This window comes from Nonomuraea sp. NPDC003201 (assembly GCF_053590415.1).
In genome coordinates, this window is sequence record NZ_JBSFTC010000327.1 from 1 (window position 1) to 11,475 (window position 11,475).

The 11,475-nt window shown below is 71.3% G+C and carries 11 protein-coding genes; 4 read left to right on the plus strand and 7 right to left on the minus strand.

Annotated elements, in window-relative coordinates; translation table 11 throughout:
- A partial coding sequence (locus ACWDX9_RS52200; protein WP_449969298.1) for a sigma-70 family RNA polymerase sigma factor occupies positions 1 to 566 on the minus strand: 566 nt, incomplete at its 3' end.
- A gap of 140 nt (positions 567 to 706) precedes the next feature.
- On the opposite strand from ACWDX9_RS52200, the gene ACWDX9_RS52205 reads away from it, so the two are divergent.
- On the plus strand, positions 707 to 1,888 hold the full coding sequence (locus tag ACWDX9_RS52205) for an NAD(P)/FAD-dependent oxidoreductase (RefSeq protein ID WP_449969299.1): 1,182 nt from the start codon (positions 707 to 709) through the stop codon (positions 1,886 to 1,888).
- Here the strand turns inward: ACWDX9_RS52205 and ACWDX9_RS52210 are convergent.
- The gene (locus tag ACWDX9_RS52210; RefSeq protein ID WP_449969301.1) at positions 1,861 to 2,826 is read right to left on the minus strand and encodes a DUF5937 family protein; all 966 of its coding nucleotides are present in this window, start codon (positions 2,824 to 2,826) and stop codon (positions 1,861 to 1,863) included. The genes ACWDX9_RS52205 and ACWDX9_RS52210 overlap by 28 nt on opposite strands.
- Before the next feature lie 71 nt (positions 2,827 to 2,897).
- On the opposite strand from ACWDX9_RS52210, the gene ACWDX9_RS52215 reads away from it, so the two are divergent.
- Positions 2,898 to 3,767, plus strand: a complete 870-nt coding sequence (locus ACWDX9_RS52215) for an alpha/beta fold hydrolase (protein ID WP_449969303.1) — start codon at positions 2,898 to 2,900, stop codon at positions 3,765 to 3,767.
- On the opposite strand, the gene ACWDX9_RS52220 is transcribed toward ACWDX9_RS52215, so the two are convergent.
- From ACWDX9_RS52220 to ACWDX9_RS52240, 5 genes are all read right to left on the minus strand, one after another.
- A complete protein-coding gene (locus ACWDX9_RS52220) occupies positions 3,709 to 4,776 on the minus strand; it encodes a LacI family DNA-binding transcriptional regulator (RefSeq protein ID WP_449969306.1) in 1,068 nt (355 codons plus the stop codon). The genes ACWDX9_RS52215 and ACWDX9_RS52220 overlap by 59 nt on opposite strands.
- 53 nt (positions 4,777 to 4,829) lie before the next feature.
- A complete protein-coding gene (locus tag ACWDX9_RS52225; protein WP_449969308.1) occupies positions 4,830 to 5,993 on the minus strand; it encodes a glycoside hydrolase family 68 protein in 1,164 nt (387 codons plus the stop codon).
- A gap of 319 nt (positions 5,994 to 6,312) precedes the next feature.
- Entirely contained in the window at positions 6,313 to 7,137 is an 825-nt protein-coding gene (locus tag ACWDX9_RS52230; RefSeq protein WP_350739560.1) for a carbohydrate ABC transporter permease, read from the minus strand.
- Positions 7,134 to 8,063: a carbohydrate ABC transporter permease gene (locus tag ACWDX9_RS52235; protein WP_364250259.1), complete on the minus strand. Its 930-nt coding sequence runs from the start codon at positions 8,061 to 8,063 to the stop codon at positions 7,134 to 7,136. Before ACWDX9_RS52235 ends, ACWDX9_RS52230 begins: the two co-directional genes overlap by 4 nt.
- Positions 8,064 to 8,068: 5 nt before the next feature.
- Positions 8,069 to 9,421: an ABC transporter substrate-binding protein gene (locus tag ACWDX9_RS52240; protein ID WP_355197885.1), complete on the minus strand. Its 1,353-nt coding sequence runs from the start codon at positions 9,419 to 9,421 to the stop codon at positions 8,069 to 8,071.
- Between the two features lie 146 nt (positions 9,422 to 9,567).
- Between ACWDX9_RS52240 and ACWDX9_RS52245 the strand changes: the two genes are divergently transcribed.
- Complete coding sequence (locus ACWDX9_RS52245; protein WP_449969312.1) at positions 9,568 to 10,629, plus strand: LacI family DNA-binding transcriptional regulator; 1,062 nt, start codon at positions 9,568 to 9,570, stop codon at positions 10,627 to 10,629.
- Between the two features lie 105 nt (positions 10,630 to 10,734).
- Positions 10,735 to 11,475 (plus strand): Gfo/Idh/MocA family protein (locus ACWDX9_RS52250; protein ID WP_449969314.1); only part of this gene is annotated, 741 nt, incomplete at its 3' end.

The following is an 11,475-nucleotide window of genomic DNA, read 5'->3' on the forward strand; positions in this document are numbered from 1 at the left end:
GCGGGGGCCTGCGAGGCGCCGATGCGGCGGCGGGCCGAGGAGGCCAGCTGGCGGCAGGCCGCCGGGGTGCGGCCGACGATCTCGGCCACTTCGGCGAAGGAGTAGCGGAAGACGTCGTGCAGGATGAACGCGACGCGCTCGGCCGGGGTCATCGACTCCAGCACGACCAGGAAGGCCATGTTGACCGACTCGTCGAGGGTGACGCGGTCGGCCGGGTCGGCGGTGATGCCGTCCGATCGCCCGTTGATCCACTCCGTGGGTTCGGGTAGCGGCTCGGGGATCCATTCGCCCACGTAGGTCTCGCGCCGGGCCCGTGCCGAGGAGAGCACGTTGAGGCAGATGCGGCTGGCGACCTTGGTCAACCAGGCGCCGGGAACCGCGATGGCGTCCTGCTCCTGCCGGGTCATGGCGTACCAGCGGGCGTAGGTCTCCTGGACGACGTCCTCGGCATCGGCCAGGGAGCCGAGCAGCCGGTACGCCAGATTGATCAGCTGGCGCCGCTCGCTCATGATCGCGCTCAGGCCCGGGTCGAGCCGGCCGCCTCCTGGCTCGGACTGGATGGTCATGGTGTCGCCGGCTCCCTCGGTCGCGTTCCGCTCTCACCAGTCCGACAAGACAGCGCGGTGAACTGTGAGGTTGGCGCGTCGCCTCACATTCCGAGGGGTTGTGTTGTCGGTTCGGTGAGATCGAGAAGGGAAACCTCGCCATGTCCGAAAACTCCACCCTCACCAAGGTCATCGTCATCGGCGGCGGTTACGCCGGAACACTCGCGGCCAACCATCTGCGGATGCGCGACGACGTCGGCATCACCGTGGTCAATCCCCGCCCGGAGTTCGTCGAACGGGTCCGGCTGCACCAGTTCGTGGCCGGCACCAGGGAGGCCACGGTGGACTACGGCACGCTGCTCGGCGACGGCATCCGGTTGGTCGTCGACAGCGCCACGCGCATCGACACCACCACCCGTACCGTGCTGCTGGAGTCGGGCGGCGCGCTGGACTACGACTACGTCATCTACGCCGTCGGCAGCACCGGGGCGATACCGTCGTCGGTGCCCGGGGCGGCCGAGTTCGCGTTCGACATCGCCGAGTACGAGCCCGCGCAGCGGCTGCGTGCCAGGCTGGAGGAGCTGCCCCTCGATGCTCCGATCACCGTGGTCGGCGGCGGGTTGACCGGCATCGAGACGGCCGCCGAGCTGGCCGAGCAAGGACGCGCGGTCACGCTGGTGTGCGGCCGGGCCCTGGCGCCGTCCTTCGGCGCGCCCGCGCGCCGGGCCGTGGCCACGTGGCTGTCCCGGCACCGTGTCACGGTGCTCGAGGACGACATGGTGCGCGAGGTCCGCCCGGACGCGGTCGTCTTCACCGACGGCAGGGTACGTGCGAGCGCGCTGACCATCTGGGCAGGCGGTTTCGGCGTGCCTCGGCTGGCGGCCGCGAGCGGGCTGCGCACCGACGCGCTCGGCCGGCTGCTCACCGACGAGACGCTGACCAGCGTCGACGACGACCGCATCGTGGCGACCGGGGACGCCGCCGCGCCGTCCGGCCAACCGCTGCGGATGAGCTGCTACGCCGCCGGCCCGCTCGGGGCGCAGGCCGCCGACACCGTGCTGAGCCGCATCGCCGGGACCGAACCGGCGGTGATCGGCCTGGCCTTCTCGGGCGCGTGTGTCAGCCTCGGCCGGCGCACCGGCATCCGACAGCTCGCCCGCAAGGACGACACCGCGGTGAACCTCTACGTCGGCGGCCGCATGGGCGCGACGATCAAGGAGGTGACCTGCAACTTCGCGGTGAAGAGGATCCGTCGCGAGGCCCGCAAACCGGGTTCCCTCTTCTGGGTGAAGGGCGGCCCGCGGCCCGAGCAGCCTTATGGAGCTGAGCTGCCCAACAGATGATCCGCCCGTTCCGTGCGCAGGTGAAGCGCGGTTCGGCCCTTGCGCTGCGTCGAGACGAGACCCGCCCCTCGCAGCGCGCCCAGGTGTTGCGAGACGGCGCTGGGGGTGATGCCCAGGCGGGCGGCCAGGGCCGCGGTCGTCCGGGGTTCGGCCAGGGCGGCGAGCAGCGCCGTCCTCGTGTGCCCCAGCACCGGGGCCAGGCCCGCCAGCGCCGGCGGGGGCGGCTCCCAGAGCAGGCCGACGCCCACCGCCGGATAGCGGATCGACGCGGCGGCGACGGGGGACTTGTCGACGCCCACGTTCGGCCAGTTGAAGATGCTGGGCAGCAGGACCAGGCCCTGCCCACCGGTGTCCACCGTGTAGACGGCGTGCGAGGTGCGCCGGCCGTGCACCACCAGCTGGCCGCCGTCCCAGGCGATGTCCCGGTGCAGCTCGGCGAACAGCGCCTGTACCCCGCCGTCCACCAGGGTGAGCGCCCGCCTGGCGACGTCGGCTTCCAGCACCGCCTGCATCCGGCCCCACTGTGGAGCGATCACCAGCTCGTGGCAGCGGTGGAGCGCCTGCGCCAGCCGCGGCAGCACCGCTGCCGGCTCGGGGGCCTCCTCGGCCGGCATGCCCAGCACCGCTCCGTACTCGCGCCGGAAGAAGGGCTCTTCCGTGGCCCGCAGCAGCTCCAGCTCCCTGGCCATCGACGGCAGCCGCTCCTGCGGCACCGGGAACAGGAACGACGGCATGGGTCCCGCTATGAGCGCCCGCAGCAGCGGCAGCTCGCGCTCGTCCGCGATCAGCGGACGTGCCCCGCGCACCCAGGGCCGGTGCACCGCGTGCCCGCCCGTGCCCAGCAGGATCCGGAGTGCGAGCACCGTCTCCCCGAGCGGCGAGACGGCGAACCGCACCCTGGCCACCGATGCCGCGGTGAACCTGATCTCGACCGCCATCCGTCCCACCCATCATGTAGCTGTGGCTAAACGATAGCCACCGACGCCACCACCCCTCAGGCTGCGGGGGCATGGGATTCTTCACCTCGTACGACGGCACCAAGCTGAGCTACCACGTGGCCGGGGACGGCGCGCCGGTGGTCTGCCTGCCCGGCGGGCCGACGGCCGCCGCCTATCTCGGCGACCTCGGCGGCCTGTCCGCGCACCGGCAGTTGATCATGCTCGACTCGCGCGGCACCGGACAGTCCGCGAAACCCCAGGACACCGCGTCCTGTCGCTGTGACCGGCTCGTCGCCGACGTGGAGGCTCTGCGCGCGCACCTGGGCCTGGACCGGATGGACCTGCTCGCGCACTGCGCCGGCGCGAATCTGGCCACGCAGTACGCGGCCCGCCACCCGCGGCGCGTCGGCAGGCTTGCGCTGATCACCCCGAGCGTCCGAGCCGTCGGCATCGCGATCTCAGGTGACCTCCGGCGCGAGACGGCTCGGCTGCGCCGCGACGAGCCGTGGTTCCCGGAGGCGTTCGCGGCCCTCGAGGCGATCGTGGCGGGCCAGGCCACGAACGACAGCTGGCAGGCCGTCGTGCCGTTCTCCTATGGCCGGTGGGACGGGGTGGCGCAGGCCCATCACGCGGCGGATGCGGAGCGGCAGGACCCGGAGGTCATGACGGCCTTCGGCACCGAAGGCGCCTTCGATCCGGAGGCCACCCGCGCCGCGCTCGCCCGGTTCGCATCGCCCGTACTGTTGCTCGCGGGAGAGGTCGATCTGGGAGCGCCTCCTCCGGCCATGGCCGAGTTCGCCGGGCTGTTCCCGAACGCCGAACTCGTCATCCAGCCCCGCGCCGGACACTTCCCGTGGCTCGACGACGCCGACCGGTTCAGGTCTACCGTCGCGGCGTTCCTGGAGCAGCCGGCGGCGGGCCGCTGCTCTCCCGCACGATGAGCTCCGGCTCGTTCCAGGTCGGAAGGGACAGTGCGGCCTCCGGCTGCAGCCTGCGCAGCAGCAGGCCGAAACACGCGCGGCCGAGGCCCTCGAAGTCGAGCCGTACGGTGGTGAGCGAGGGGTGGAGGTAGGCCGACGCCGGCGTGTCGTCGAAGCCGACCACGCTGAGGTCACCGGGGATGTCGCGTCCGGCCTCGCGCGCGGCCCGCATGACGCCCAGGGCCAGATCGTCGTTGCCGCACAGGATGGCGGTCACCGAGCGGTCCGCCAGCAGGGAGCGCACGGCGAGGTATCCGGAGCGGGGAGTCCAGCCGCCGCGCAGGGGGTCGGGCAAGGGGCGGCCGGCGGCCCGCAGCGCGTCCTGCCAGCCACGGGTCCGCTGCGGAAGCGCGCTGGTGGAGGACGGGATGGCCACGTAGTGGACGGTCTGGTGCCCCAGGCTCAGCAGGTGGCGCGTCGCGTGCGCCGCCGCGGCCCGGTCGTCCAGCCAGACCTGCCACGGGTTGTCGCCCGCGCCGTTGTCGGGGCGTTCGACGGCGGCCGTCACCGGCACGTCCGGCGGCAGCTCGCGGAGCGCCCGCTCGCCGGGGTCGTCGTAGGCGATCACCATGACGGGCTCCTGGGGCCGGTTGAGGCGCAGGGCGACGTCCGTACTGTTCGCGCCCGGCTCCAGCACGCTGATGCCGACCGAGAAGCCGGCCGCCCTGGCCGCCTCCTCCATGCCGCGCAGCGTGGCCGCCGCGCCGAACAGGGCGGTGTCGGAGGTCAGCACGGTGACCGAGCTCGCCGGGCCACCGGCCAGCGTCCGGGCCAGCCGGTTGGGGCGGTAGCCGAGCTCGGCGATGACCTGCATCACCTTGGCCCGGGTCGACTCGCTCACACGGGTCTTGCCGTTGATGACGCGGGAGACGGTCTGCTGGGAGACACCGGCCACGCGGGCGACGTCCCAGATGCTCGCGGACCGGCCGGGAGGAGTGTCGTTCGGCGGCGTGTGACCGGTAACTCCCATGGTCCAGAGCCTACTTGACGGCTCCCTCGGCGAGAGAGCCGTCCGCTTGTGCGTCAGGGGTTGGCCGCGTTGTGCCGCACACCTGTCTCAGCCGGGACGACGGAGGTCGCCATCCCGTTCAGGGTGAGCTTGAGGATCGGTGCGATGGTTCCGCCGAAGCCCGCTCGTGCCTGCGCGGCCTGCGCGGATCGGAGATCCACGCCCGGGGACGATCGGTAGTTGGCGAAGCTGACCACGTGGAGGTCCGGCAGCACCAGCCAGGCGTAGGCCTGGTCCGGTTCGGCGCGGGGGTTGCGGAGCACGAGTCCGGACCCGTTGAGCGGCTCGTACGGTCCCGTCAGGCTGGGGGCGACGAAGCCGTAGAGCCCGGTGGGCGCGGAGCCGGCCGGGTGGAAGGAGTGGCGCTGGGTGGAGAAGAAGAGGTGGTACCGGGACCGGTGGACGACGATGTGCGGCCGTTCCAGCTCGTGGTTGATGCCCTCGGCCACGACGAGAGGCGGCAGCAGGGACCAGGCGCCGTCCCGGGGCTCGGCCAGGGCGATCGCACCGCTGAAAGGGTCGCCTTCCGCGACGGACGCGGCGACGAGCAGGTAATCGCGCCCGTCGGCCGGGTCGCGGAACCAGCCGGGATCGCGGAACGCCCTGATGCGTCCCGGCGCCCCCGTGATCTCCTCGGCCGGCAGGTACATGCGGCCGTCCGAGCGGAGGAGCTCGCGGTGCTCGGCACCCGGGTCCAGCAGGATCCGGCGGCCGTCGGCGACCAAGGCGGGGCGGGCCTCGACGACGCGCTGCCGGAACGTCGGGGGCGCTTCTCCGCGCCGTCCGGCGGCCGTGTAGAACACCGACACGGTGTCGTCGGGGCGGCGGACCGCCGACCCCGACCATTCGCGGCTGCCCGGCGAGGCGCCGTCGGCGAACGCGTGCCCGAGGTCCGTCCACCTGTCGCCGTCCTTGGCGAGCAGGCGGATGCGGGCCTGGTCGTGGCGCTCCTCGGGGTGAGCGAGGATGGGCGCCGACAGCGCCATCCACAGCTCCTGGCCGCTGATCACGCAGGTCGAGCCGTCTTCCTCCTGGACGGGCCACAGGTCCCACAGGTCGTGGTCCGGCAGGATTCGGGGCATGGCCGCGGGGTCGAAGACGGGTGCCGTGGTCGCGGCGGCCTCGACGAGCAGCTCCAGGTGCCGCCGCGTCCAGCGCGCGGGTCGGCCGGCGCTCATGCGGCTCCCTGCCCACGGCGCGGGCCGGCTTCCGTCGGATCCGGCGCGGCGTTCAGTCGCCCTTGTGTGGGCATGCGGACAACCTTCCTTTTCATCCGCGCCTGCGCTCCCGCGGGTCGAGCAGGGCGGCGTGGGCCGGTTCGATCGCTCCGGTGATTCCCGAGTGGCCGCGCGGCGCCCGCGAGGGTCTCCTGGGGTGTGGTCGTCGGTATCGTGCGGGTCGCGAGGGTCCGCCCGTGGGTGCCGGCGAGCGCGCACACCCACTTCGTCCCGCCCGCCTCGATCCCGCCGTAGAGCGGCGGTGTCGCGTTCATCGCCGTCAGCCCTTCAGGGAGCCCTGGAGCAGGGCCTTGACGAAGTGCCGCTGGAAGATGAGGAAGATCACGAGCGTGGGGGTCAGGATCAGCAGCGACCCGGCGCACAGCAGCGGGATGTCGGTGCCCCACTGCCCCTGGAAGGCGCCCAGCGCGCCGGACATGGTGCGCTTGGTCGGGTCATCGACCAGGACGATGGCCAGCAGGAACTGGTTCCAGGTCCACAGGAACAGCAGGATGCCCAGGGACGAGATCGCCGGCATGGCCAGGGGGACGTGGATGCGCCGGAACAACTGCCAGACGTTGGCCCCGTCCATCCGCGCGCTCTCCGACAGCTCGCCGGGCATGTTGACGAAGTGCGCGCGCATCCAGAAGACGGAGAACGGCATGAACAGGCCGATGAGCGGCAGGATGATCGCCCAGCGCGTGTTGAGCAGTCCCATGTCGCGGATCTGGTAGTACAGCGGCGTGATGATGCCCTCGAAGGGCAGGGTCAGGCCGAGCACGAACAGCAGGAAGATCACGCGGCCGCCGATGACGCGCAGGTGGCCGATGGCGAATCCGGCCATCGTCGCCAGCACGATGGAGATCGGGACCACGCCGAGCACGATGAGGACGCTCGACTTCAGCAGCTCGCCCATGTTCGCGGCCCGGAAGGCGGCGAGGAAGTTGCCCCACTGCGGGTCGGCCGGCCAGGCCAGCCCCGCCGGGTAGGTGCCTGACGGGTGCAGGGCGGTGACGAACAGGCTGAGGAACGGCAGGATCGTGATCGCCATCATGGCGATGAGCAGCACCCTGCCGGTCCAGGACTCCCGCCACGAGGTGATCATCGGTTGCCCTCCTTGGTGAACCACTGGATGGGAAGGGCGCAGGCGATCACGAGGACCATGAGCACCAGGGCCAGGGCCGAGGCCATGCCGACCTCGCGTTCGGAGAAGGCCAGGTAGTAGATCTGCAGGCCGGGCACCATGGTCGTGTTGCCCGGACCGCCCTGGGTGGAGATGTAGATGATGTCGAAGCTTGCCAGGGCCGCGATCACGGTCACGGTGACGCAGACCGCGATCTCCTGCCGCAGGCTGGGGACGGTGATCGAGACGAACTCCCGCCACGGGCCGGCGCCGTCCAGCCGGGCGGCCTCGTACAGCGCCGGGTCGATCTTGCTCATACCCGCCAGGAGCAGCAGCGTGCACAGGCCGAGGAGCACCCATGCGCCGATCATCCCGACCGCCGGCAGCGCGGTGGAGAAATCGCCCAGCCAGGCCCGGGTGATCCCGCCGAGGCCGACGAGCGAGAGCAGCTGGTTGATCACGCCGGTGGAGGCCAGCAGCCAGCTCCAGGCGATGCCGGCCGCCACCAGCGGGATGACCTGCGGCAGGAAGAGAACGGTCCGCGCCACGAGGGCCAGCCGGCTTTGGGCGATGCGCCGGATCGTGGCGGCGATGGCCAGGCCCAGCAGGACCGGGATCGCGCTGAAGAAGACGATGAGCTTGACGGCGTTGATCAGCGAGTCGTAGAGGTCCGGGTCGGTGAAGACCTTCCCGAAGTTGGCCAGACCGACCCAGGTGGACGGGCCGATGCCGTCCCACTCGTACAGGGAGTACTGGAACGTCAGGGCGATCGGACGCAGGACGAAGACCGCGTAGAAGGCGAACGCCGGCGCGACGAACAGCCAGCCGACCAGGCCGCGCGCGTCGCGCAGCCTGGCCGCGACCGGGCGCCGGTGCGTGGCCCGGGCGCCGGCAGGGCGGGTGACCACCTGCTTCAGTTCCCTTCGAGCTGGCCGGCGTAGTCGGCCTGGACCGTCTTCAGCAGTTCCTGCGGCTTCTGCTGCCCGGCCACCAGCTTCTGCAGCTGGGGCGTCCAGCTCTTGGCGTAGATGGCGCCGGTGGCGTTGGCGATGAAGTCCATCGCGCCGTTGTCCTTGGAGATGTCCGCTCCGGCCGCCAGCGTGCCGGCGGTGACCTTGTCCGCGGCCACCTCGGGCATGTACGCGTCGGCGGGACCCATCGGACGCGAGCCGCCGACCTCGACGCCGATCTCGCGGGCCCGCTTGTCGGTGGCCACCCAGTCGAGGAAGAAGGCGGCGCAGTCGGCGTTCTTGGCGTTCGCGGCGATGCCGAAGGTGAGGGGCGCCGACATGGCGGCCCGCTTGCCACCCTGCTGCGCCGGCGGCATCAGGGAGAAGCCGACGTCGCCCGGCATCTGCTTGTCGAGGTTGCCGGACTCCCAGTCGCCGTTGAACATGAACAGCCCCTGGCCGTCGATGAAGCGGCTCATCATCGTCGCGTAGTCGACCGCGTTGACGTCCTTCTGGAAGTATCCCGCCTTGATCCACCGTTCCAGGTGCTGGACGGCCTGCAGGTTCGACGGGGTGTCGATCGTGGCGCCGGGCTTCTGGAAGATCCAGTCGTTGATCGGGGCGGCCGGGCCGTAGGAGGCCATGAGGTCCTGCAGCGGGAACGCCAGGCCGCCGGTGGCGCCGCCGTTGAACTGCACGATGGGCGTGATGCCCGCCTTCTTGGCCTTGTCCAGCAGCGCGTCGAGCTCGGCCAGCGTGGCGGGCGGCGCGGACATCCCGATCTTCGCGGCGAGCTTCTTGTTGTAGAAGATCCCGGTCATGCTGGAGTTGAGGCCCAGGGCGTACAGCGAGCCCTCGCCGCGCGGCCGCCCGCCCGGGCCGAGGCGCAGCTGCTCAAGCTGGGAGGCCGGCCACTTGTCCCAGCCGAACACCTTCGCGTAGCCGTCGAGGTTCTTCAGCAGGTTGTCCTTGACCAGCTCGGAGACCTGGGGAAGGCGCATCAGGTCGGGCGGGTTGTCCGCCAGCACGCGGGGGGCGTTCTGCGTGATCACCGCGAACTGGTCCTCGCGGATGTTCCACGTGACGTTCGGGTGCTGCTTGGTGAACTCGGTGGTCAGCGCCTTGGGCAGCGGGAAACCGGTCTCGAAGTAGCCGTTCATCGTGATCGGCGCCGTGCCGCAGGTGGGCGCCGCGGACGGGGCCGACGCGCTGGTGGCCGCGGGCTGCGGGCTGTTGCTGCCGGGAGCCGCGCAGGCGGCGGCCAGCGTCCCCATGGCGATCACCAGCGCGGCCCCGGAGCGACCTCGACGAGCCATGTGCATCTCCTCTGCTGCCTGGGACAATCGGCGCAGGCTGATGTCCCAACTCCGTTGCTAAATCGGGTTAGCGCCCGTTAGTCTCACGGTGCGTGTCGTACGATGTCAACCCCCTGTAACCCACTCTTGACGATCGGAGGTTCTGGGTGAGCCCACGACGGGTCACCTTGGCGGATGTGGCCAAGGCTGCCGGTGTCTCCCGCACGACCGCATCGCTTGTCCTGTCCGGCCGTGGCCGTGAGCTGCGCATCTCTCAGGACGTCGAGCAGCGGGTGCTGAAAGCGGCCGACGAGTTGCAGTACCGGCCCAACATCGTCTCCGTCGGCCTGCGCACGGGCACCACCCGGACGATCGGCTTCATCTCCGACACCGTCGCCACCTCGCGGCTGGCCGGTGACATGATCAAGGGAGCGCTCGAGGCCGCCCGCGACCGCGGCTTCATGCTGTTCATCGGTGAGACCGAGGGCGACGCCGAGCTCGAAAGCCTCCTGCTGCAGGCCATGCACGACCGGCAGGTGGACGGGCTCGTCCTGGCCTCGATGTTCACCAGGACCATCAAGGTGCCCAGGACCATCACGGCCACGCCCGCCGTGCTGCTCAACGCGCTGCCCGAGCAGCCCACGCCCCTGCCCGCCGTCCTTCCCGACGAGGTCGAGGCCGGCCGCCGCGCCGCCCGCATCCTGCTCGAGGCCGGCCACCGCGACGGCATCTACCTGATCGGCGCCGGTCCTGGCCTGCGCGACGCGCCCGCCGAGAGCGTCGCGGCGGTGGAACGGCTCGTCGGCATCCGCGAGGCGCTCGGCGAGGTGGGGGTCGAGGTGGCGGGCGCCCGCACCTGCCCCGACTGGCAGCCCGAATACGGCCTCGCCGCGACCCGCGACCTCCTGCACACCGCCCAGCCACGCGCGCTCATCTGCTTCAACGACCGCATCGCCATGGGCGCCTACCAGGCACTCGACGATTTCGGGCTCAAGGTGCCCGCCGACGTCTCCGTCGTCTCCTTCGACGACCATCCCATCGCCTCGTGGATGCGCCCCAAGCTGACCACCGTCGCACTGCCCCATTACGAGCTGGGCCGCAAGGCCGTCGACGTGCTGTTCACCGAGATCGACCGCGACCGCACGGACGGCGATCGGGTGGGCGACGTGCACCGGGTTCCGATGCCCGTACGCAGCCGCGAGTCCGTCGCGCCGTCCCCCCTTGGCTGAAGGCCCTCCAGGGAGACGAGGCGGGCGTTGACACCCCGGCGTGATCGAAACTAAGTTGGCGAGAAAAAGTGATCGATCACTTTTGGGTCGTCCGAGGGAGTGTCCATGCCTGCGTTTCCGTCCCCGGTCCGCGTCGCCGTCGTCGGCGCCGGGGGCATCGCGAGAATCAGCCACCTTCCCGCCCTGGCCGCGGCCGGCGACGCGGTGCAGGTCGTGGCCGTGTGCGACGTCGACTCCGCCCGCGCGAACGAGCTGGCCGACTCCCACGCCATCCCGGGCCGCCACACCGATCTGACCGAGATGCTGGCGCGGGAGAGCCCCGATCTGGTCGTCGTCGCGACCCCGCCGGTGGCGCACCGGGAGGCGGTGATCGCCGGCCTGGACGCCGGCGCGTGGGTCTGGTGCGAGAAGCCGCCGACGCTGTCGCTGGCCGAGTACGACGAGATCACCGCCCACGAAAAGGACGGCGGCCCGTACGCCAGCTACGTCTTCCAGCACCGCTTCGGCAGCGCGGCCCAGCGGCTGCGCCGGCACATCGGCGCCAGCGAGCTGGGTTCGCCGCTCGTCGCCGTGTGCAACACGCTGTGGTACCGCGGCCACGACTACTTCGAGGTGCCGTGGCGTGGCAAGTGGGAGACCGAGGGCGGCGGCCCGACCATGGGCCATGGCATCCACCAGATGGACCTCCTGCTCAGCCTGCTCGGCGACTGGCACGAGGTGCACGCCGTGGCCGCGACGCTCGGCCGCCGGGTCGAGACCGAGGACGTGTCGTTCGCGATCGTCCGGTTCGCCTCCGGCGCCGTCGGCTCGATCGTGAACAGCGTGCTGTCCCCCCGCGAGACGAGC